The sequence below is a fragment of the Sphingomonas sp. AX6 genome (assembly GCF_902506605.1).
In the GTDB taxonomy this organism is placed as follows: domain Bacteria; phylum Pseudomonadota; class Alphaproteobacteria; order Sphingomonadales; family Sphingomonadaceae; genus Sphingomonas.
The window spans coordinates 833,603-855,965 of record NZ_LR733979.1 but is presented as its reverse complement, the minus strand read 5'-3'; the positions used below and the strand labels follow the sequence as shown (position 1 = coordinate 855,965).

Sequence of the window (22,363 nt, the reverse complement as noted above, 5' to 3'; positions counted from 1 at the left end):
GATGATTTCTGCGGCTATTCCTCCGCGTCGTTTTCTGATGTCGCCTTCGCGGTCCCCGCTACCGGCGTGCCGAGCAGGCTCGACACCAAGCCGCGGAAGCGGTTGAGTTCGCCCCCCGTCAAACGATCGGTGCTCGACAGGCTGACCGAGCGCGGATTTACCGCCTGGCCGTTTTTCCACAGTTCGTAATGGAGATGCGGCCCGGTCGACATGCCAGTCGATCCCACCGCGCCGATCACTTGTCCGCGCGTGACGCGGGTGCCCGAGCGCACCGAAATCCGGCTCATATGACCATAAGCGGTCTGAAGCCCGCCCGAATGGCTGATCCGCACATAATTGCCGTAGCCGCCATTACGCCCGGCGAACTGTACCGTGCCGTCGGTCGCGGCGCGGATCGGGGTGCCCGTGGGCGCGGCGATGTCCATGCCCTTGTGCAGGCGGCGGAAACCCAGCACCGGATGCGTGCGATAGCCGAAGCTGGACGACAGGCGTCCCTGGGCGGGCATCAACATGCCTTCGGTGCGTTCGCCCATCCCCTTGGGATCGTACCACATGGTGCGGCCTTCGCGCTCCCAACGCACGAGCTGAACTTCGCGGCGGCCCTGGTCGAGACCAGCAAAGAGCAACTTGCCGAGCTGTTCTTCGCCGGTCGCGGCGCGCTGGCGCTCGACGATCAGGTCGAATTCGTCGTTCGCGCCGATGCGCGACATCGGCACTTTGGTGGCGATCGATTTGATGAACGCCTCGACCGCTTTCGCCGGCGCGCCTGCGGCGCGCGCGGTGCGGTAGAGGCTCGAGCCGACCCGCCCGCGAATGCGCAGCGGCGTATGATCGACCGCGATCGGAATTTCGATGAGCGACAGCCCGCCATCGACGCGCGCGACCTCGACCGCCAAATCGAACCGCGCGCGGAAGGCAAGCTTTTCGAGCGGACGCGCCTGATTGCGTGAGGCCCGGCGACCCAGCGTCACGTCGACCCGCGTCCCCGCCTTGATATCGGTGGGATCGATCGCGCCTGCGACCAGATCGGCGACACGCGACGCATCGCCCGCGCCGACCCCTGCTCGCTCCAGCGCGCTGGCGAAACGACGGCCCGCGCCAACGACCGCGGTCAACTCAAGGATCGGGCGTTCGGGCGTGTCGGCCAGCGGCCGGACCAGTCCCGACGCTTCGCCACGCATGCCGGTCGTCGCGCCATAAGCCAGCGCCGAAATCGACTGGCTGCGTGCGTCCTCCCATTCGGTGCCGGTCAGCGGCGCAGTTACCGCGCCGTGGATCGGACGTTCGAAACCGGGCGATAGCAAAAGCGTGACGGTAATCAATCCGGCACAGGTCGCGACGCCGCGGAACCATTCGATGCTGCCGATACGCGAGCCGAGATCGGGTGCCGGATCGAAATCGGGGAAGCGATCCTGAATACGGTCGATCAGCGTGAGCGGCTTGGGCGGGGCAGGTGCACGACCGAACGAGCGGGCACTGGTGCCCCCTGCCTGATCCAAACCAATATCGCTGCGCAAAAACACGGCGCTTGTCCCCGAAAACCGCCGAAAAGCTCCACCCCCGGCCAATCCAAACCCTGTGAAGCACAAATACTAAAGTCAAATTAACTGGACCCGCCGGACGCATCGGATGCGGCGAATGGTGCCACCCAACCGACGAACCGCCCGCCCGCGATGCAACCCGATGAAATGTCGATCAAACCTCGCCCTTGCAGCAGGACGGCAGGCACGCGATGTTGGGCCAAATGAACGGCCCCCACCGCCATCCGGTTACCGCCGTGCTTGGCCCCACCAACACCGGCAAGACGCACCTCGCGGTCGAGCGCATGGCCGCGCATTCGAGCGGGATGATCGGCTTTCCGCTGCGATTGCTGGCTCGCGAAGTCTATGACCGCGTGGTTGCGATGAAGGGGCCGAAAGAGGTCGCGCTGCTCACGGGCGAGGAGCGCATCGTCCCGCCGGGCGCGCGCTGGTTCCTGTGTACCGCCGAGTCCATGCCCACCGACAAGGACCTGTCGTTCGTCGCGATCGACGAGGCACAATTGGGGGCCGACCCCGAGCGCGGGCATGTGTTCACCGACCGACTGCTCCATGCGCGCGGCCGCGACGAGACGATGATCCTGGGATCGAGCGCGCTGAAGCCGATGATCCGAGCGCTGCTTCCGCAAGCCGAGATCGAGAGCCGCCCGCGCTTTTCCACGCTCAGCTATGCGGGCGCGAAAAAGCTGTCGCGACTGCCCAAACGGTCGGTGATCGTCGCGTTCAGCGCCGAGGAAGTCTATGCCGTAGCGGAAGCGATCCGCCGGATGCGCGGCGGCGCGGCAGTGGTGATGGGCGCATTGTCCCCGCGCACCCGCAACGCGCAGGTCGCGATGTTTCAGGCGGGCGAGGTCGATTATCTCGTCGCGACCGACGCAATCGGCATGGGGCTGAACATGGACGTGGCGCATGTCGCGTTCGCGGGGCTCAACAAGTTCGACGGGCGCAAGCGGAGGCGACTGAACGTCGCCGAAATGGCCCAGATCGCGGGCCGCGCCGGACGGCACCAGCGCGACGGCACGTTCGGCGCATTGACCGAGGACGGCCCCAACGCCTTCACCCCCGAAGAGATCATGGCCATCGAGGGCCATCACATCCCGCGGCTCGATTTCCTCTATTGGCGCGAAGGGTCACCTGACTGCGCCTCCATCGACGCGCTGGTCGCCAGTCTTGAGAAACGCCCGCACGGCGTCGAACTGCGGGCTGCGCCCGAGGCGACCGATCTGGCCGTGCTCAAGCGGCTGGAGGGCGAGCCCTGGGTCCGCGACCGCTGTCGCCACCCGGCGATGGTGCGGCGGCTATGGGCAGCGTGCGGTCTGCCCGATTTCCGCAAATCGGGTAGCGAAATGCACAGCCGGTTGATCGCGCGTATCTTCGGTCATCTGAGCGAAGGCGCAGGCGTGATCCCGCAGGATTGGTTCGCCGCCGAACTCACGCGGCTCGACAATGTTCAGGGCGATGTCGAGACGATCGCCGGGCGCATCACGGGGGTGCGCATCTGGGCCTATATCGCCCACCGCAGCGACTGGCTCGCCGAGCCCGAACATTGGGCAAGCCGCACGCGCGAGGTCGAGACACGACTTTCGGACGCGCTGCACGATCGGTTGACCCAGCGCTTCGTCGACCGGCGTACGACGATGCTGCTGCGCCAGATCGGTGCCGATCCCGATCTGCTGCCGGTCGAAATATCTAGGGACGGCGCGGTCGAGGTGGAGGGCCACTCGATTGGGCGGATCGAGGGCTTCCGCTTCATCGTCGCACCCGACGCGCGACTGACGGACAAGAAAATGCTGCTCGCGGCGGCGGAAAAGCGATTGCACAAGGAGTTCGCGCACCGCGCCGGGCTGGTGGCGGATGCGAACGACGATGCGTTCGACGTGATCGCCAAGGACGCCGTGCCGGTACTGGTGTGGCAGGGGCATTCGGTGGCAATGCTGAAGCCCGGCGGATCGCTGGCCCGCCCGCGCCTCGCGCCGGACGCCGCCATCGCTGCGCTTGCGCCAGCGTCGCGCGAAAAGGTGGTCGGGCGGATCGAGGCGTGGCTCGCCACCGCCAATCGCAAGCGCGCGCCGTGGCTGGCAAAGTTGGAGGCCATCTCGCTCGACCCGAACGCGCCGCCCCCGCTGCGCGCGGTCGCCGCCGGACTGGCCGGTGCCGGCGGGATGACCGCCCGCGATTCGCTGGCGGAGGCGGTGGCCGCACTCGACCCGGCATCGCGCAAGCGGCTGCGTCAGGCGGGCGTGACGATCGGTTCGCTCGACTTGTTCACGGCTGCCCTGCTCAAGCCGGCACCGCTGGAATGGCGGTCAGTGCTGCTCGCCGCGCGAGGGAGCGCGCTGCCGATCCTGCCGCCGCCCGGCGCCACCATCCTGCCGCGCGGCCCCTACCCTGCCCCTGCAGGCTTCCGCGCGATCGGCAATCAACTCGTCCGCATCGATCTGGTCGAACGCATCGCCCGCGCCGTGCATGACGCGCGGAAAGGACGCCTGCCGTTCGCCCCCGACCCTGCACTCGCCACTTCGATCGGGCTGAACGAGGACAACCAGGCGCGGCTGATGGCCTTGCTCGGCTTCCGCGCCGCCAAGTCGCATGAGGGCGCGCGGCGCTGGGCATGGAGCGGACGCCCGGTCACCCCAAAACGCGCCGCACCACCGCCGCGCCCCGGCAATGCCTTTGCGGCGCTCGCCGAGTTGAAGTCAGCCTATGGCAAGTGACGCGACCGCGACGATGCGAGTCGATCGTTTCCTCTGGTTCGCGCGCCTGGCCAAGACGCGCAGCATGGCCCAGACGATCGCCAACAAGGGCACGTTGCGCATCGACGGCCGCCGCATCGACCGCGCGCATGCGACCGTGCGGATCGGATCGGTCATCGCCTGGCCGTGGAATGGTGCGGTGCGGATCGTGCGGGTCGAAGCGCTTCCCGATCGCCGCGGTCCGGCCAGCGAGGCTGCGACGCTTTATACCGCGATAGAAACCGGCGCGGCCAATGCCGTTGACGCGGACGGGCGGGCGCAATAGCAGGATCGCTCGACCCAAGGAGCCCGACCGACCATGACCTATGTCGTCACCGACGCCTGCATCCGCTGCAAATATATGGACTGCGTGGAAGTCTGCCCGGTCGATTGCTTCTATGAGGGCGAGAACATGCTGGTGATCAATCCCAGCGAATGCATCGATTGCGGCGTGTGCGAGCCCGAATGCCCTGCCGAAGCCATCCTGCCCGATACCGAAAACGGCCTCGAAAAATGGCTGGAGCTCAACAATACCTTCTCGGCGCAATGGCCGAACGTCACCAGCAATAGCGGCCAGACGCCCGAGGATGCCGACGCGCACAAGGGCGAAGAGGGCAAGTTCGACAAATATTTCTCCCCCGAACCCGGCGCGGGCGACTGACCGGAACGGCTTAAGCCGCTAATGGCCTGATCGCTCGGGTTTATCCTCGTTATCCACAGCCATGGGTGCCTGCGTCATATGTGACGCCGGGCTGGTAATTTTGTTACGAATCTGCTAAACGATGGCCAAGACGCGTAGGGACAGGTCGCGCCCGCGCTATTCGGAGACGTACGAAACATCACCGTCGCCGGCCCGGCTGCGGGGTCGTTCGCCATTTGGCCGCCCGCTATTTCCTTCCGGTCCTGTGTTCACCCATGAAAGGCAGGTATTCCGCATGGCTTCCAAAGCCCTGTTATTCGATGTCGGCGATTATGTCGTTTACCCCAAGCACGGCGTGGGCCGTGTCGTCGAACTGCAAAAGTCCGAAATCGCCGGAATGCAGCTCGAACTCTATGTCCTTCGGTTCGAAAAGGAGCGCATGACGCTCCGCGTGCCCACCAACAAGGCCGAAAGCGTCGGCATGCGCAAGCTGTCGAGCGACAAGACGCTTCGCGAAGCGCTCGACACGCTCAAGGGCAAGCCCAAGGTGAAGCGCACCATGTGGTCGCGCCGTGCCCAGGAATATGAAGCCAAGATCAATTCGGGCGACCTGGTGTCGATCGCCGAAGTGGTCCGCGACCTGTTCCGTGCCGACGACCAGCCCGAGCAGAGCTATTCGGAACGCCAGATCTTTGAAGCGGCTGCCAGCCGCCTCGCGCGCGAACTCGCCGCGATGGAACAGGTGGACGAGCCGACCGCGCTCGAAAAGCTGCTCGAAATCCTGCGTGCGGCAGCGACGATCCACAACAAGGACAAGGTGCCCGCGTAACCGCGCGACACCCTTTTTCCGAACCGACGAGAGGCGGGCCTGACAAGGGCTCGCCTCTTTTGGTTTGACGTCCTCGTTAGTGTATTATATACATACCACACTAACGAGGAGATTTCCGATGCGCAGCCTGTTGATCGCCTTATCTGCCCTGCCGCTGATCGCGTGCAACGGCGATGCGACGGTCGGTTCCAAATCCGGCACGGTGATCGAGGCGCAGGGAAGCGGCAATGCCCGCACCTATTCCGCGCGCGATTTCGCGCGGATCGAACTGCGCGGTGCCGACGATATCGAAGTTTCGACCGGCGGCGATTTCTCGGTCCGCGCAGAGGGCGACGCCGAAATCCTCGACAAGCTCGAAATCCGCATCGACGGCGACAGATTGATCGTCGGACGCAAGGATCGATCGGGCTGGAACTGGGGCAGCGACGATGACGGCGACGTCCGCATCCTGGTGTCGATGCCCGCCATCCGCAGCGGAACGCTGGCCGGATCGGGCGACCTGACGATCAACCGCACACAGGGTGACTTCGACGGCGAGTTGGCCGGGTCGGGCGACATGACGGTCGGCATCCTGCAAGGGGGTCGCGGTGCGTTCTCGCTCGCGGGGTCGGGCACGATTGCAGCCAGCGGCCAGATCGACCGGATCGATCTGTCGATCGCCGGATCGGGCAATTTCGACGCTCCCGGACTGAATGCCGGGGCCGCCGACATCAACATCGCGGGATCGGGCGACGTTCGCGCATTGGTCAACGGCGATGCATCGGTCAGCATTCTGGGATCGGGCGATGTCGATCTGGGTGCCAATGCGCGGTGCAAGGTCAGCAAGATGGGTTCGGGCGAAGTCCGCTGCGGCAATGTCAGCTAAACGCTTGCGCTGACCGGCAAATGAGTGCCAGCGTCGCCGGATGATCCGTGTGTCGCTTGCCCTGCTCGCTCTTGCCCTTCCTACCGCCGCCCACGCGCGCGACCGGACGGTGATGCTCACCAGCTTTGACCGGGTGCGCGTCGAGGGGCCGTTCGATGTCACGCTCGCGACCGGAAAGGGTGCCAGCGGCATCGTGTCGGGCGATGCGCGCGCGATCGATCACGTCAATGTCCGGGTGGAGGGTCGCACGCTGATCGTCAGCGCGGGGGCGAATGGCTGGGGTGGCTATCCGGGCGACGCCAAGGGGCAGGTCACGGTGCGGGTGACCACTCCGATGTTGCGTGCCGCCGCCGTCGCAGGGGGCGGGCGGTTGCGGATCGACCGCATCCGCGCTCAGGCGGTCGACCTGTCGGTGGCGGGCGCGGGCGCGCTGTCGGTCGATAGAATCGAGGCGGATCAGTTGAGCGCGACGATGAACGGCACCGGTGCGATGACGCTGGGCGGCACCACGGGGCGTGCGCGGTTCCTCAATTCGGGCACCGGTGCGATCGATGCGGGTCAGTTGGTGGCGCGCGACCTGATCGTCATGTCGCAAGGCATGGGCAGTGGCGCATTCAACGCCCGCTATACCGCCGACATATCTGCGATGGGATTGGGCAGCATCAGCGTGTCCGGGACGCCCAAATGCACCGTCCGGGGGCGTGGTCCGGTGGCCTGCGCCAATCGTTAGGCCGCGATCGGAAACCGGAGCAACCGGTCGTTCAGCGGCACCAGCGCTTCGGCCTTTCGCCCCACCGCGCGCGTGATTTCCGGGTGCCCCGCATCGAGCCCCCCGGTCAGCGCGCCGAACGCGGGCAGGATCAACTTGGTTGCGGTCGCGACGAAACAGCGACGCGCGACGCTCCGCCCACGCATCGAAATGCGCAGCTTCGGGTGGAAATGTCCGGACAATTCCGGCCGCACCTCGCCCCCCAATGCTTCGTGACGCAGCACCAGCCCATCGACCACCGCCTCATCCATCACATCACCGCCGAAACAATCGGTGAAGGACGGGTCGTGGTTGCCCACAATCCAGTGCCATTCCACACGCGCCGACAGCGTCCGCAGCACCGTTTGTGCATCGGTGGGCAACCGGTCGCATCCCTTTGCATCATGGAAACTGTCCCCCAGGCACCAGAGTTCGTGCGCATCCGTCCGATCGACCGCGTCGGCCACCGCCGCGAGCGTCGCGATCGAATCATAAGGGGGAAGCATCTGGCCACGCGCGGCGAACCAGCTTCCCTTTTCCAGATGCAGATCCGCGAGCAGCAGCGCCCGGCGTTCGGGCCAATAGAGCGCACCGCCTGCAAGCGCCTGAAACGCGACGCCACCGAACGAAAGGGGAACCATCCGTCCGCCTTGCCGTGCCTGGTCGGCGAAAGCAACCGCGCGTGTCACGAAGTCCGAAGACTGATGCCCCGGCTGCGCAATTCGAACCGGATATCGCGATTGGCGAAATCGATATCGACGGTGCGGAACATTCGAAACGCATCCATCCCGAGCAACATCGCGGGCACCTCGTCCAGCCCCAATGTGCGGAACGGCTCAAGGTCGCCGAACGCCATCGGCGCGTGGGTCAGGTGCATGCCGCCCAGGCGGAACCGATCGACCTGATGCAGTTCGGCCATCACCTGCTGTCCCGTAACGCTGGTGATTGGAACCCGTCCCAGCGCAATGCCCCGCGATCCCACCAGCCGCCGCATTGCCATATTGCCGATGCTCAGACCTGATCCGGTATCGATCACCACGCGAATGCGCGTTCCCCGGTAATCGGCATCGGTCACGATCAACTGCCCAAAGGGCGAAGACGCGCGCACCACGATCTCGTTGGGATCGGCGCGACCGAAAATCCTCCCGCCAGCCCGACCCGAACGGCGCGACGGGCGCACCTGCATCGTCCGACGATCAACGTCGATCGAAACTTTGTGTCCTTCGAGCATATCGACCCCGAGCAATCCCGACGCGCCAAGATGGCGATAGGACAAAGCGGGTGCCATCACCCGCCTCGGGTCACGCTTGCGCCCGAACCGGATGGCCGGAATCGCGACGGTGGCGACCTGGCTGCGACCGCTGAGCGATACCAGATTGACCTGCGGTCCCGGCCCGAGTGCAAGCCGGTCGGCCAATTCACGCGATATCACGGTTCGCTCCGCCCCGGTGTCGATCACGAAGCGATAGTCATTATTGTCGCCGATCGTGACCGGGATCGCCATTCGCTGATCGTGAGGCGAAAGTTCCAGCGTCTCGAAAAGAGCAGGATCGATCTCCGGCGCGGCGCCCGACTCGGCGGGGTTGTCCGGTGCGACAATATTCTGGGGTTGCGCCGGATCGAAAGGATGGGCGCCGGTCAGGCCAGTGAAGGCCAACAGGGCGACCCACCGCAACATGCACGCATCATACGCCGTTCCATGCTGCGCAGCAATCGCCGTCGCGAACGCTCAATCCTCGCGCATCGCATCCGCCGCCAAGGCCTCTGCCTCGATCAACAGCGCGTCGTCGGTCGACCCCTGCGCCACGTTCTCACGCCCGATCAAAACTAGCACGGGCACCGCCAGCGGACTGATGCGGTCGAGATCGACGTGCAGCATCGTATCGCCCGCGCGGTCGAGCAGGTCGGCCAAACGCCCCACATCGGTCATCCGCGCGCGGGCATCCTCCCACGCGGCACGCAACAACAGGTGATCGGGTTCGTATTTTCGCAGTACGTCGTAGATCAGATCGGTAGAGAAAGTGACCTGCCGCCCGGTCTTGCGCTTGCCCGGTATCTGGCGCTCTACCAGCCCGCCGATCACCGCGACTTCGCGAAAGGCACGTTTGAGCAACGCCGATTGCTGCACCCAATCGACAAACTCGTTCTCGAGGATGTCGGGCGAGAACAGCGACGCCGGATCGGCGATCGGCTCCAGCCCGTAGCACGCCAGCGCATAATCATTGGCGACGAAGCCGATCGGCTTCAGCCCCTGCGCCTCCATCCGCCGGGTGATGAGCATTCCCAGCGACTGGTGCGCGTTCCAGCCTTCGAAGCTATAGGCGACCATGTGATGCCGCCCATCGCGGGGAAAGGTCTCGACCAGCAATTGGCCCGGTTTGGGCAGTACCGAGCGGCGGTCCTGCACCTCCAGCCATTCGCGGACATCGGGCGGAAAGCGCTGCCACTGGTCACGATCGTGGAGGAACCCCCGCACGCGCTGGGCCAGATTGGTGGTCAGCGCCAGCCGCGCGCCCGAATAGGTCGGGATGCGCGCGGGCCGGGTGCTGGCGCGCACGATCAGGTCGCTGACATCGACGCGTTCCACCTCCAGGCTGATGCCGGAGAAGAAGAAGGTATCGCCCGGCGACAGCGACGCCGCGAACCCCTCCTCGACTTGCCCCAGCCGCCGTCCGTTCTTGAACCGCACGTCGAGCGCCGGGGCATCGACGATGATGCCTGCGTTCAGCCGGTGCTGCGCGACGAATTTGGGATGGCTGATCCGCCAGACGCCGTCGACGCCTTTGGTCAGCCGTTTGAACCGGTCATAGGCGCGCAGCGAGTACCCGCCGTCTGAAATGAACCCCAGCACACTCGCAAAGATTTTCGGTGTGACCGTCGCATAGGGTTTGGCGTTGCGGATTTCCGCGAGCATCTCGCCCTCGTCGAACGGGGCGGCGCAGGCACAGGCGACCAGATGCTGCGCCAGCACGTCGAGCGCACCGGGGCGAAACTGTTCGTGGTCCAGTTCGCCCGCCTCCACCGCGTCGAGCGCGGCGCGCGCCTCAAGATATTCGAAGCGGTTGCCGGGGACGACCACCGCTTCGGACGGCTCGTCCAGCCGATGATTGGCGCGGCCGATGCGCTGGATCAGCCGCGAAGAACCTTTGGGCGCGCCCATCTGGATCACGCAATCGACATTGCCCCAGTCGAGCCCCAGGTCGAGGCTGGCGGTGGCGACCAGCCCGCGCAGTCGCCCGTCGGCCATCGCCTGTTCGACCTTGCGCCGCGCTTCCTTGTCCAGGCTGCCGTGATGGATGCCGATCGGCAGCTTCAGCTCGTTGACCTTCCACAGATCCTGAAAGATCAGCTCGGCCAGCCCGCGGGTGTTGCAAAAGATGATCGTAGTCTCGTGCGTTTCGATTTCCGCCATCACCTGCGGCGCGGCGTAGCGACCGGAATGACCCGACCAAGGCACGCGGCCTTCGGGCAGCAGGATGGCGATATCGGGATCGGCACCGCGATCGCCGATCACCTTGGCCACCGACTCTACATCGCCGTCGCGCGACAACCAGGCGCGGTAGAGATCGGGATCGGCGACCGTCGCCGACAGCCCGACGCGGCGCATCGATGGCGCGATTTTCTGCAACCGCGCCATCGACAGGCTCAGCAGGTCGCCGCGCTTGCCGCTGGCAAAGGCATGGACCTCGTCGATGACGATGGTTTTCAGTCCCGCAAACATGATGAAACTGTCGGGATAGCTGAGCAGCAGGCTCAAGGATTCGGGCGTTGTGAGCAGGATCTGCGGCGGTTTCACGCGTTGCCGCGCTTTTCGGTCGGACGGGGTGTCGCCGCTGCGCGTCTCGACCCGGATGTCGAGCGCCATTTCCTCAATCGGAGCGAGCAGGTTGCGCTGAACATCGACCGCCAGCGCCTTGAGGGGCGAAACATACAATGTGTGGAGCCCGTCGCCCGGCGTCTCGATCAGGTCCGCCAGGCTGGGGAGGAATCCGGCCAACGTCTTGCCCGATCCGGTCGGCGCGACCAGCAGTGCATCCAATCCCGCGCGTGCGGCGGCAAGCATTTCGTGCTGATGCCGCCGCGTCTCCCACCCGCGCGCGGCAAACCAGTCGGTCAGGATTTGGGGAAGCGAGTCGGCGGGCACGGCTATCGCTATGTCAGAAGCATCACGCGCACGCACCGATTTCGGTCAACTCCTGCCCTGTCTCCAACCCCGTTCGGGCTGAGGGGAGCGACCCAGAAACCCTATCGCATCATCCCGTCGTCGCGCGCCTGCTCGTCATACATGCGGTGCGTGGCCTCTTCGGTCGCGGCTTCCTCTTCCGGTGTCCCGCGATTGTGAGACATCGCCCAGCCGATCGCGACCATGAAGGCCAGTCCCGCGACGATCGTCAGTGCCACCCAGGTGCTGCCCATCGATCTTCTCCCGATGCGGGCGGACTGGACCGGCGGTCGCGTGGATGCGACTCATGCCGACAGGCACGTTGGTCCTTTGCCAGCGGGGCAGAGTATCGCACATTTTAGGGGATCGCCCGAACGCTATTGCGCGGGGCGGTCGCTGTTGCGTTCGGGGTGCATCCCGTCGTCGCGCGCCTGTTCGTTGTACATGTGCTTCGTCGCGGCTTCGGTATGCGCTTCCTCCGTCGGGGTGGCGCGGTTGTGGCGGATCGCCCAGATGATCGCGACCGCGAGCAGGATGGGGCCGAGGATCGTCAGTACGCCCCAGAGATTCGTGTCGGCCATGGTGGTTGGTCCTTATCGTTCGTGCCCCAACGAAGCGCGCGGCGCTTTCGATCCGCTGGCGTCTTGCCGAAACGCACCCCATATCAATGCGATGCCCGCCGCTCGCCCGAAACCGACCAAGCCACGATCCCCCGACCGGCTCGGGCATTGGGTCGATCCGCATCCGCAGGGCATCTACCTTCCCGCTGCCGATGCTTGGGTCGATCCCTCGGTGCCGGTGCCGCGCGCGCTCATCACCCATGGCCACGCCGATCATGCGCGCGGAGGGCATGGCGAGGTATGGGCGACGCCCGAAACGCTGGCGATCATGGGGGTGCGCTATGGCGACCAGAACGGGCATCCGGTCGCCTATGGGGAGACACTGCGCTTGGGCGAGATCAATGTCGGGTTCGTGCCCGCGGGCCATGTGCTCGGTTCGGCGCAGATCGTGCTCGACCATGCGGGCGAACGCGTCGTCGTATCGGGCGATTACAAGCGCCGCCCCGACCCCACCTGCGCGCGGTTCGAAGTGGTGCCGTGCGACATCTTCGTCACGGAGGCGACATTCGGCCTGCCGGTGTTCCGTCACCCCGAAACGCATGACGAGATGGACAAATTGCTCGCCGCGTTGCGCGCCGAGCCGGAACGCTGTGTCGTCGTCGGTGCCTATGCACTGGGCAAGGCGCAGCGGGTGATCCGCGAGTTGCGCGACATGGGGTTCGACGATCCGATCTACATCCACGGCGCGCTCCAACGATTGTGCGACTTGTATGTCGAACATGGCGTCGATCTGGGCGAGCTGCGCCCGGCGACCGGCGTTGCCAAGGGCGAGCTGGCGGGGCGGATCGTGATGGCACCGCCCTCCGCACTCAACGATCGCTGGTCCCGGCGGCTGCCCGATCCGATCACCGCGATGGCGAGCGGATGGATGCGGGTGCGCCAGCGTGCGCGGCAACGCAACGTCGAACTCCCCATCATCCTGTCGGACCATGCCGATTGGGACGAATTGACGACGACGCTGAAAGAGGTCGCACCCAAGGAAGTGTGGGTGACGCATGGCCGCGAGGACGCATTGGTCCATTGGTGCCAGCTCCACCAGATCAAGGCACGCGCGCTCGATCTGGTCGGGTTCGAGGATGAGGACGACTAACGGCGGTTGACACCGCGCCCGCGACCCTGAACCTTGGGTTCAACATCGCTTCGGGGGGTCGTCCATGCTACTTACATCGCTCGCTCTTATTCTCGCGCCCGCGCAGGACGCACCGCGGCCCGACCCGGCGATGAAGGCGCGGATCGAGCGCGTGTTGAAGCGCGCGCCGGTGATCGACGGGCATAACGACCTGCCCTGGGCGCTGCGCCAGCAATATGAGTCGAACCCGGCCGCGATCGACTTGACCGCCGATACGTCGCGTCTCGCAAAGCCGCTCCAGACCGATCTCGCGCGGATGCGGAGCGGGGGCGTCGGCGGGCAATTCTGGTCGGTCTATGTCCCTGCATCGATGAAGGGCGCGGACGCCGTCACCGCGACGCTGGAACAGATCGACATCGTTCGCCGCATGGTCGCCGCGCACCCCGACCGGCTGCAATTCGCGCGTGCCGCCGCCGATGTCCGCGCCGCGATGAAGGCGGGCAGGATCGCGTCGATGCTGGGGGTAGAGGGCGGCCACCAGATCGACGACAGCCTGGGCGTGCTGCGCGAATATGCGGCAATGGGCGTCGGGTACATGACCCTGACCCATTCGGCGAGTATCGGCTGGGTCGATTCGAGCGGCGATGCTGGCAATGCGGGCGGGATGACCGATTTCGGCCGTGCGGTGATTTCAGAGATGAACCGGCTGAACATGCTGGTCGATGTCAGCCATGTGTCCGACGCGGCGATGCGCGCGGCGATCGCGGCCAGCAAGGCGCCGGTGATCGCGTCGCATTCCAATGCCCGCGCGGTGACCGACCACCCGCGCAACATCCCCGACGATCTGCTTCGGGCGATTGCGGGCAATGGCGGGGTGGTGATGGTTGCGGTCTATCCCGCCTTTCTCTCCACCGACTGGCGCGCATGGAGCAATGGCCGCGATGCAGAACGCACCCGGCTGGGCGGCGCTGGTGCCGATCTTTCGAACTGGGACCGCGCCAATCCCGAACCGCCGGTGACCGTGACCCAAGTCGCTGATCACGTCGCACACATCGCGCGCGTTGCAGGCCACGACCATGTCGGGCTGGGCGGCGATTATGACGGGATCAGCGGGACGTCACCGCGCGGAATGGAGGGCGTCGATTCGATGCCGGTCCTGCTCGCCGAACTCGCACGACGCGGCTGGACCGACGATCAACTCGCCAAGCTGACCAGCGGCAATGTGCTGCGGGTCATGGAGCGCGCAGAGGCGGTTGCGAAGTCGATGGCCGGGCAGCCGCCTTCGCTAGCGAAACCCTAAAACCCCCCGTCACCCCGGACTTGTTCGGGGGGCCACTAAGCCGGTTGCGCATCGACGGAATTTTTCCGATTACCTCGCCGCCCGGTGGACCCCGGAACAAGTCCGGGGTGACGAAGTGATGGTGGCCCCCACCCTTGCGGCCAAACCGGCCACGCTCTAGCGTCACGCCCAATCACGCCGCCCCGTTCGCGGGCAGGCAAACCCTATCGAGAGGACCACCCTATGCGCGCACGCCATCTGCTTCCCTTTGCCCTGCTCGCGGGCTGCGCGACCATGCCGATGGCGGAGACCGCGCCGACCACCTCCGCCGCCGCACCCGGCACCGCCGACACCGCTGCGGAGGATGCGCGCCTTACCGCCTATCTCGACGCTGCTTACGACCAGCAGATCGCCCTGAGCCCGGAAGCGCAGACTTCGCTGGGCCAGAAGACCAATTACGACAAGCTCGACGACTATACCGAAGCCGCGCAGAAGCAGCGGCTGGACCTTGCCGAGCGGACGCTGGCGGGGATGAAGGCGGACTTCTCACCCGATCGCCTCGGCCAGAGTGCACGGTTGAGCTATACGCTGTACGAACAATCGGTCGAACGGTCGCGTCGCGGCTGGGAATTCCGCAAGTTCGGCTGGCCGGTGTCCACCAACGGCAGCCCGGCGGGATCGATCCCCGTCTTCCTGATCAACAACCACCGAGTCGACACGGTCTCGGACGCGGAAGCCTATATCGGCCGTATCCGCGAGACCGAACGCGTGATGCGCGAAGTCGCCGCCAATATGCGCGACCAGGCGAGCCTGGGTATCGTGCCACCGAAAATGGTGTTCGCCCCTGCGCGGTCCGACGCGAAAAAGGTTATCGCCGGGGCGCCTTTCACCAGCGGTGCCGATTCGACGTTGCTCGCCGATTTCCGCAAGAAGGTGACCGCGCTCGACGCGCCCCAGGCGACAAAGGACAAGCTGATCGCGGACGCCAGCGCGGCGCTGACCGGCGAATTCAAGCGCGGGTTCGACACGCTGTTTGCGGTGCTCGACGAGATCGAGCCCAAGTCGAAGGGCAATCAGGGCATCTGGAACATACCCGGCGGCGATGCCTATTACGCCAACCAGCTGATGAACTTCACCACCACCGACATGACCGCCGACCAAATCCACCAGGTCGGGCTGCAACAGGTCGCGTCGATCCGCCAGGAAATGGAAGCGATCAAGACCCGCGTGGGCTTTCAGGGCAGCCTGCCTGAGTTCTTCGACGAAATCCGAACAAATCCCAAATTCAAATATCCCAACACCGAGGCGGGTCGCGAGGAATATCTGACCGATGCGCGGGCGATCGTTGCGCAAATGATGGCCGCGGCACCCCGCTATTTCAGCGTGCTGCCCAAGGCCGCACTTGAGGTGCGCGCGGTCGAGAAATGGCGCGAAGGCACCGCGCCGGTCGCGTTCTACAACCGCCCCGCGCCCGACGGATCGCGGCCTGGCATCTACTACACCAACCTTGCTGACATGAACCAGGTGCAAAAGGTCCAATTGGAGGGGATCGCGGTCCACGAAGCCGCCCCCGGCCACCATTTCCAGATCGCACGTGCACAGGAACTGACCGGCCTGCCCAAATTCCGCACCCGCGGGGGCAACAGCGCCTATACCGAAGGCTGGGGCCTCTACACCGAGCGGCTGGCGAAGGAGATGGGCGCGTATAGCGATCCCTATTCGGAATTCGGAATGCTCTCGCTCCAGATCTGGCGCGCTATTCGGCTGGTGACCGATACGGGCATCCATTCCAAACGCTGGACGCGCGACCAGGCAATCAAATATTTCCGCGACAATTCGTCGCTGTCGCAGCTCGATATCGAGCGCGAGGTCGATCGCTACATCAACTGGCCGGGCCAGGCGACGAGCTACATGATCGGCCAATTGAAGATCGCCGAACTACGCGCGCGCGCCGAACAGCAACTGGGGTCGCGCTTCGACATCCGCGATTTCCACGAAGTCGTGTTGTCGAACGGTGCCCTCCCGCTCGATGTGCTTGAGGCGCAGGTGGACGCATATATCGCGGAGAAGCGCGGCTGACGGACGGCGGCCAGGGAGCGGTTGGTTTGAATGCCGACCGCTCCTCTTCCGTTCGTTTCGAGCGAAGTCGAGAAACGTGCGCTAGGCGCGTGTAAGCGTTGCTCGACGTCGCTCGAAACGAACGGGTTGAGAGGTCAGGGTGTCACCCATCCCCGACGCGTTCGATATCCGCACCCACGGCCTGGAGCTTTTCCTCCAGCCGCTCATATCCGCGGTCGAGGTGATAGATGCGCCCGACCTGGGTTTCACCCTTGGCGACCAATCCGGCGAGGATCAGGCTCATCGAGGCGCGCAAGTCGGTGGCCATCACGGGCGCGCCGACCAACCCAGCCACGCCGCGCACTACTGCTGACCTGCCGCTGACGGTAATGTCCGCGCCCATCCGCGCGAGTTCGGGGACGTGCATGTAGCGGTTTTCGAAAATCGTCTCGGTCAAGATGCTGGCGCCCTCTGCCAGGCACAGCATCGCCATGAACTGCGCCTGCATGTCGGTGGCGAAGCCCGGATAGGGCGAGGTCGACAGGTTGATGCCGCGCATCCCGCCCGATGCTTCGACGAACAGCGAGTCCTTGCGTTCTTCGACCGTCACGCCTGCATTCCGCAGCGCATCGATCGTCGCGCGCATCTCGGTGGAGTTAGCCCCCATCAGTTCGAGCGCGCCGCCGGTGATCGCCGCGGCACAGGCATAGCTGCCCGCCTCGATCCGGTCGGACATCACCCGGTAGGTCGCACCGTGGAGGCGGTCGCGTCCCTCGATCTCGATCGTCTCGGTACCGATGCCGGAGATCGACGCGCCCATCGCGACCAGCAAATTGCACAGGTCGATGATTTCGGGTTCACGCGCGGCGTTTTCGATGACGCTGCCGCCACTGGCGGTCACCGCCGCCATCAGCGCATTTTCGGTCGCACCGACCGACACGATCGGGAAGCTGACTCGACCACCCGGCAAGCGTCCGCCCGGCGCTGTTGCCTTGACGTAACCCGCCGCCAGTTCGATTTCCGCGCCCAGCCCTTCGAGCGCCTTGAGGTGAAGGTCGATCGGGCGGTTGCCGATGGCACAGCCACCGGGAAGCGACACGGTTGCCTCGCCTGCACGCCCCAGCAGCGGCCCCAGCACCAGGATCGACGCGCGCATCTTTCGCACGATGTCATAGGGCGCGACGCTCGACGTCAGCCGCTGGGCGCGCATCGTCATGACGCGCCCGAAATCCTCCGGCCGAGCGCCCTCGACCATGGTCGATACGCCGAGCTGGTTGAGCAGATGCCCGAACCCGTCGACATCGGCGAGCCGCGGAAGATTGCGCAGCGTTAGCGGCTCGTCAGTGAGCAGCGCGCATGGCATAAGGGTCAGCGCGGAGTTCTTGGCGCCCGAAATCGCGATGCGACCGGATAGGCGATTGCCGCCACGAATGAGAATTCTGTCCATTGGGCAGCTTCTATCGTTTGCGCATGGTCGCGCAAGGGCGGCATAACGGGGACGGTATCAGACTGAACTTGATCGACTTTAATGCATCGAAGTCGTTACGCTGCTGTTGCGGTTGAAATCGGGTGGGGGAAGTCGCGTGGGATCGTCGAGTTGTTTTGCAGAGATTCTGGGTTCGCTCGTCGATTTGACCGATAGCGAGCACAAGGCGCTTGACCGTCTGGAGGAGCGTCAGCGCGTGTTGCGGCGCGGTGCGACACTGCAACGCGAAAACGAATCGGCCGAAGAATTGTTCGTGCTGCGCAAGGGCGTGATGATGAGTTCGGTGCTGCTCGACGATGGCAGCCGGCAGATTCTTCGCTTTCTGTTTCCCGGCGACATGATCGGCACCGCGGCGCTCGCCTATCGCGACGCGCCCGAAACGCTGACTGCGCTGAGCGAAGCGACAGTGTGCCCGTTCGACAAGAACGCTTTTTCGGTGCTGACCGCGGCGCATCCGCGGGTTGCGGGGCTGATCTATGTCGTCAGCCAGATCGAGCGGGTGTCGCTGACCGATCGACTCGCATCGCTGGGCCGAACATCGGCCAAGGCGCGGGTGGGGGCATTGCTGCTGGAACTGCGCAACCGCCAGCGCACGACCGACAAGTCGATTGTCGACGAATTCACGCTGGGACTGACGCAAGAGGAAATCGGCGACGCGACCGGCCTGACCGCAGTGCACGTCAACCGGATGCTCCGCCAGTTGGAGGACGACGGCATGATCGCGCGGACTGGCGGCAAGGTGCGGCTGCTCGACGATGCGGCGCTGGCGCAAGCGTCGAACTATGTCGACCGGTTCGAGGGGCTGGACCTGAGCTGGCTGCCCGCGGCGCGGTGATGATCGCGATGCGCCTTTTCGCCCCGGACCACATTCCCCGTCTTCCACTGCGATGATGCGTCGCCCTATCGCCCCTGCAAGCGCCAGCGGCGGATGGTGCGGCCCAGAATATCCTCTTCGCCGCCGGTATCGCGCCACAACTCGCTGAATAGCGGGTCACCCGAGGCCGGACGCCGCGATTCTTCGAGATTGTCGAATACCACGCGCATCGGCGTCGCAACGCCTTCACCGCAAATGATGCATTCGCGGTTGCGCAGCGCGGGGATCGAATCGAGAAAACCGCGTGCGCCTTCGGGCATGGCTGCGCGAACATAGGCCTGGTCGCGATCATTGTTCAGTCGCATCGAGATGATCGTGCCGCACTGCGACAGCACGCCTTCGGCGAGATCGGACGGACGTTGGGTGATGAGGCCCAACGAGACGCCGTATTTGCGGCCTTCCTTGGCGATGCGGCTGAGGATGCGTCCAACCGAGCTTTCGTCGGAATTGCGTTCGTTGGGAACGTAGCGATGCGCCTCTTCGCAGACCAGCAGGATCGGGCGTTGCGGCTCGTTGCGCGCCCAGATCGCATAGTCGAAGACGAGACGGCTGAGCACCGCGACCACCACCGAGGTGATTTCGTTGGGCACGCCCGACACGTCGATGATCGAGATCGGCTTGCCCTGCGACGGCAGGCGAAAAACCCGGCTCAGGAACTCGGCCATCGTGTCGGCGACGAGCATCCCTGAGAACATGAACGCATAACGCGGATCGGCCTTGATTTCGTCGATCTTGGTTTTGATCCGCAGATAGGGCGCGGTCTCGCCCGCACGGTCGAGCTTGCCCATTTCGAGCTGGATCAGGTTGGACAGGTCGCTGAGCAGATAGGGGATCGGCGAATCGACCGTCATCTTGCCCATTTCGGTCGCCAGCCGGTTCTTGCTGCGCGCGGCAAGCAGGCATTTGGCAAGGATGTCGGCATCGATCTGACGCTCGTCGCCATGCGTGGTCAGGAACACCTCGCAATGTTCCTCGAAATTCATCAGCCAGTACGGCATCGCCAGATTGGACGAATCATAGATCGCGCCGTTGCCGCGAAACGCCGCGGCATATTCGCCGTGCGGATCGATCATCACGATATGGCCTTGCGGCGCGAGGTCGCAGATGCGGTGCAGGATCAACGCAGCGGCGGTCGATTTGCCGGTGCCGGTCGATCCCAGCAGCGCGAAATGTTTGCCGAGCAACGCGTCGACGTAGAGCGCAGCGCGGATGTCGCGCGAGGGATGCACCATCCCGACTTCGATATGCGCCCTGTTCTCGGCCGCGTAAATCTGTTTCAGGTCTGCGCTCGACACCGGATAGACCGGCGTGCCCGGAACCGGATAGCGGGTGACACCGCGGCGGAAATGATAGAGCTTTCCGGTCAGCCGCTCCTCATCGCCTTCCCCCAGAAAATCGACCTGTGCGGCGATATGATAGGGGGAGTTGTCGGCGATGCGCAGCGAACGGACGCTGGCGATCAGCCAGACATTGCCGATCCGCATCTTGACCTGGCTGCCGACGGTGCCGGCATTCCCCAGCGCCGGATCGGCATGGTTCGACAATTCGGTCAGCGTTTCGGCGTCGAACAGCACACGGCTCGACGAGCCGGTGATTTCAAACACGCTGCCGATCGGCTGGGGCGAAAAGCTCTTCGGTCCGGCGCCGGGCTCGACGTCGGTCTCTTGTTCGGCTTGAAAGGCCCGAGCACCCAACATCTCGGTCATACGCAGTCCACTCCCGATTCCAGTGCGGGACGATGCGCCGGAACCGGTAAAGATTGGATGAGGATCGCGCTAAGAGTTTAGAAACGCCGCCAGATTGCGCCTGCGGCCCAGCCGAAGCCGAGCGATACGAGCACTGCGACAAGACCGTAGAGGATCGACGCATGTTCGGCTGCGGCAGCGACGAACCGCTCGAACCCCGATTTGCGAATCTCGATTTCCCGGACCGCGGCCGACAGCACGCGCCCGTCCTGGATCAGAAAGGTTTCCGCGGTGAACCGCCCCACCGGCACGCGCGCCGGGATCGCCAGTCGCGCGCGGTAGAGCACGTCGTCGGTAATCTCGACCGCGTCCGGGTCTTCGTAATACAGGCCCGCGCGTCGCCACAGATCGACGAGACCCTGCGAAAAGCGCGCTTCGTCGGCAGCGGCGACCCCGGAGGCGGGCGACAATTGCAGGCTGTCGAGCCCCAGTTCGAAGATCGCGCGGCTGCGTTCGTCGACGATCTCTTCGATCGGGCGTGATGATGCGATCGCATAGAAACTGGGAGCCGAGCGGTATCGGTTGCTGTCGGCGTTAACCCAGATGCCGGCAACCCGCTGCTTTTCGCGCACCAGAATCGGTTGGGTGGGGCCTTTGACGACGATGACGATATCGGCGGGACGCCCGCCCTGAGGTACGCGGCCCTGGGGATAGAGGATCGCGCCGAACAGCAGCAATTGCGCACCGGTAAAGGAATAGGCGATCTCGATCTCGCGCTGCGACACGTCGGGGACCAGCACCGGGTTGGCTGCACCCAGCAGAAAAGGCGCGAGCGCGGCGGCGATCAAGGCGCGTACTGCGCTCACATGAATTGCACCGAATAGATTTCGTCGGGTCGCCAGCCCAGACCCAGTGCCATGCGGATCGCGACCAGCAGCACCATGACCGCCAGCGCGAGGCGCAGATATTCGGGCTTGGCCTTTTGCGCCAGTCGGGTGCCGATTTGTGCCCCCGCGACCGAGCCCAGCAGCAGTAGCACCGCCAACACGATATCCACCGCCTTGGTGGTCAGCGCGTGGACCATCGTCGCCGATGCGCTGACGAACAGGATCTGGAACAACGAGGTGCCGACCACGACCTGCGTGCCCATGCCCAGCACGAACAACATTGCGGGAACGAGGAAGAATCCGCCGCCCACCCCGAGCAACATCGTCAGAATTCCGGTGATCACACCCAATATGAACGGCGCGATCGGCGAGATATATAGCCCGGATCGATAGAATCGCCAGCGCAGCGGCAGGGCTGCAATGATGCGGTGATGCCTGCGGCCGCCGCCCTTGGGTGCCACGCCCTTGCGCACGGCAAGCACGCTCGACAAGGCTTCGCGCAGCATCAGCCCGCCGATCGATCCCAGCAGCAGCACGTACAACACGGCGATGACAATGTCGATCTGACCCGATGCCTGGAGCGCGCGAAAGATGATCGCGCCGAACAGCGATCCCACGACCCCGCCCGCGATCAGCACGCCGCCCATTTTGAGGTCGACGCCGTCGCGCCGAAGATGGGCATAGACGCCCGACACGCTGGCTCCCGTCACCTGGCTGGCCGCGGAGGCCGCGGCGACCGTCGGTGGGATGCCGTAGAAGATCAGAAGCGGCGTGGTCAGGAACCCGCCGCCCACCCCGAACATGCCCGACAGCAACCCCACGCCGCCGCCCAGCGCGATGATGACCAGCGCGTTGACCGACAGATTGGCGATGGGAAGATAAAGGTCCATG

At 64.9% G+C, this 22,363-nt stretch carries 20 protein-coding genes; 10 read left to right on the top strand and 10 right to left on the bottom strand.

Translation table 11 applies throughout. The features are described 5' to 3' along the window. Nucleotides 1-14: 14 nt before the first annotated feature. Nucleotides 15-1,499: a M23 family metallopeptidase gene (locus ENHY17A_RS04255; protein ID WP_328799126.1), complete on the bottom strand. Its 1,485-nt coding sequence runs from the start codon at nucleotides 1,497-1,499 to the stop codon at nucleotides 15-17. 245 nt (nucleotides 1,500-1,744) lie between these two features. Here ENHY17A_RS04255 and ENHY17A_RS04250 point away from each other — a divergent pair, with 245 nt between their 5' ends. The 6 genes from ENHY17A_RS04250 to ENHY17A_RS04225 all read left to right on the top strand — a co-directional run bounded on the left by ENHY17A_RS04250 (nucleotide 1,745) and on the right by ENHY17A_RS04225 (nucleotide 7,334). Beyond that, nucleotides 1,745-4,252 carry a helicase-related protein gene (locus ENHY17A_RS04250; protein ID WP_236547742.1) on the top strand — a complete coding sequence of 836 codons (2,508 nt, stop codon included), beginning with the start codon at nucleotides 1,745-1,747 and terminating at the stop codon, nucleotides 4,250-4,252. Continuing rightward, complete coding sequence (locus ENHY17A_RS04245) at nucleotides 4,242-4,556, top strand: RNA-binding S4 domain-containing protein (RefSeq protein ID WP_236547741.1); 315 nt, start codon at nucleotides 4,242-4,244, stop codon at nucleotides 4,554-4,556. The genes ENHY17A_RS04250 and ENHY17A_RS04245 overlap by 11 nt, the downstream gene beginning before the upstream one ends. 33 nt (nucleotides 4,557-4,589) lie before the next feature. Beyond that, nucleotides 4,590-4,931, top strand: a complete 342-nt coding sequence (gene fdxA, locus ENHY17A_RS04240) for a ferredoxin FdxA (RefSeq protein ID WP_159710372.1) — start codon at nucleotides 4,590-4,592, stop codon at nucleotides 4,929-4,931. A 274-nt stretch (nucleotides 4,932-5,205) separates the two neighbouring features. Continuing rightward, a complete protein-coding gene (locus tag ENHY17A_RS04235) occupies nucleotides 5,206-5,739 on the top strand; it encodes a CarD family transcriptional regulator (RefSeq protein WP_159710370.1) in 534 nt (177 codons plus the stop codon). Nucleotides 5,740-5,857: 118 nt separating this feature from the next. Further along, the gene (locus tag ENHY17A_RS04230) at nucleotides 5,858-6,604 is read left to right on the top strand and encodes a head GIN domain-containing protein (protein WP_159710368.1); all 747 of its coding nucleotides are present in this window, start codon (nucleotides 5,858-5,860) and stop codon (nucleotides 6,602-6,604) included. A gap of 40 nt (nucleotides 6,605-6,644) precedes the next feature. After that, nucleotides 6,645-7,334 carry a head GIN domain-containing protein gene (locus ENHY17A_RS04225; RefSeq protein WP_159710366.1) on the top strand — a complete coding sequence of 230 codons (690 nt, stop codon included), beginning with the start codon at nucleotides 6,645-6,647 and terminating at the stop codon, nucleotides 7,332-7,334. Here the strand turns inward: ENHY17A_RS04225 and pdeM are convergent. From pdeM to ENHY17A_RS04200, 5 genes are all read right to left on the bottom strand, one after another. Beyond that, a complete protein-coding gene (gene pdeM / locus ENHY17A_RS04220) occupies nucleotides 7,331-7,993 on the bottom strand; it encodes a ligase-associated DNA damage response endonuclease PdeM (protein WP_159710364.1) in 663 nt (220 codons plus the stop codon). The genes ENHY17A_RS04225 and pdeM overlap by 4 nt on opposite strands. 44 nt (nucleotides 7,994-8,037) lie before the next feature. After that, the gene (locus ENHY17A_RS04215) at nucleotides 8,038-9,030 is read right to left on the bottom strand and encodes a retroviral-like aspartic protease family protein (RefSeq protein WP_159710362.1); all 993 of its coding nucleotides are present in this window, start codon (nucleotides 9,028-9,030) and stop codon (nucleotides 8,038-8,040) included. Nucleotides 9,031-9,081: 51 nt separating this feature from the next. After that, complete coding sequence (locus ENHY17A_RS04210) at nucleotides 9,082-11,496, bottom strand: ligase-associated DNA damage response DEXH box helicase (protein ID WP_159710360.1); 2,415 nt, start codon at nucleotides 11,494-11,496, stop codon at nucleotides 9,082-9,084. A gap of 101 nt (nucleotides 11,497-11,597) precedes the next feature. Then, a complete protein-coding gene (locus tag ENHY17A_RS04205) occupies nucleotides 11,598-11,768 on the bottom strand; it encodes a hypothetical protein (protein WP_159710358.1) in 171 nt (56 codons plus the stop codon). 123 nt (nucleotides 11,769-11,891) lie between these two features. After that, the gene (locus ENHY17A_RS04200) at nucleotides 11,892-12,095 is read right to left on the bottom strand and encodes a hypothetical protein (protein WP_159710356.1); all 204 of its coding nucleotides are present in this window, start codon (nucleotides 12,093-12,095) and stop codon (nucleotides 11,892-11,894) included. A 91-nt stretch (nucleotides 12,096-12,186) separates the two neighbouring features. Here ENHY17A_RS04200 and ENHY17A_RS04195 point away from each other — a divergent pair, with 91 nt between their 5' ends. The 3 genes from ENHY17A_RS04195 to ENHY17A_RS04185 all read left to right on the top strand — a co-directional run bounded on the left by ENHY17A_RS04195 (nucleotide 12,187) and on the right by ENHY17A_RS04185 (nucleotide 16,561). Beyond that, entirely contained in the window at nucleotides 12,187-13,224 is a 1,038-nt protein-coding gene (locus tag ENHY17A_RS04195; RefSeq protein WP_159710354.1) for a ligase-associated DNA damage response exonuclease, read from the top strand. 64 nt (nucleotides 13,225-13,288) lie between these two features. Continuing rightward, nucleotides 13,289-14,503, top strand: coding sequence for a dipeptidase (locus ENHY17A_RS04190; RefSeq protein WP_159710352.1), 1,215 nt, complete (start codon nucleotides 13,289-13,291; stop codon nucleotides 14,501-14,503). Nucleotides 14,504-14,725: 222 nt separating this feature from the next. Then, nucleotides 14,726-16,561: a DUF885 domain-containing protein gene (locus ENHY17A_RS04185; RefSeq protein WP_443018286.1), complete on the top strand. Its 1,836-nt coding sequence runs from the start codon at nucleotides 14,726-14,728 to the stop codon at nucleotides 16,559-16,561. Nucleotides 16,562-16,703: 142 nt separating this feature from the next. On the opposite strand, the gene murA is transcribed toward ENHY17A_RS04185, so the two are convergent. Next, on the bottom strand, nucleotides 16,704-17,987 hold the full coding sequence (gene murA / locus ENHY17A_RS04180) for a UDP-N-acetylglucosamine 1-carboxyvinyltransferase (protein WP_159710350.1): 1,284 nt from the start codon (nucleotides 17,985-17,987) through the stop codon (nucleotides 16,704-16,706). A gap of 184 nt (nucleotides 17,988-18,171) precedes the next feature. Between murA and ENHY17A_RS04175 the strand changes: the two genes are divergently transcribed. Next, the gene (locus ENHY17A_RS04175; RefSeq protein WP_236547740.1) at nucleotides 18,172-18,861 is read left to right on the top strand and encodes a Crp/Fnr family transcriptional regulator; all 690 of its coding nucleotides are present in this window, start codon (nucleotides 18,172-18,174) and stop codon (nucleotides 18,859-18,861) included. A gap of 65 nt (nucleotides 18,862-18,926) precedes the next feature. On the opposite strand, the gene ENHY17A_RS04170 is transcribed toward ENHY17A_RS04175, so the two are convergent. From ENHY17A_RS04170 to ENHY17A_RS04160, 3 genes are all read right to left on the bottom strand, one after another. Next, a complete protein-coding gene (locus ENHY17A_RS04170; protein WP_159710346.1) occupies nucleotides 18,927-20,606 on the bottom strand; it encodes an ATP-binding protein in 1,680 nt (559 codons plus the stop codon). Nucleotides 20,607-20,683: 77 nt separating this feature from the next. Beyond that, nucleotides 20,684-21,451, bottom strand: coding sequence for a TIGR02186 family protein (locus ENHY17A_RS04165; protein ID WP_236547739.1), 768 nt, complete (start codon nucleotides 21,449-21,451; stop codon nucleotides 20,684-20,686). Beyond that, on the bottom strand, nucleotides 21,448-22,362 hold the full coding sequence (locus ENHY17A_RS04160) for a sulfite exporter TauE/SafE family protein (RefSeq protein ID WP_159710344.1): 915 nt from the start codon (nucleotides 22,360-22,362) through the stop codon (nucleotides 21,448-21,450). The genes ENHY17A_RS04165 and ENHY17A_RS04160 overlap by 4 nt, the downstream gene beginning before the upstream one ends. Between the last annotated feature and the right edge of the window lies 1 nt (nucleotide 22,363).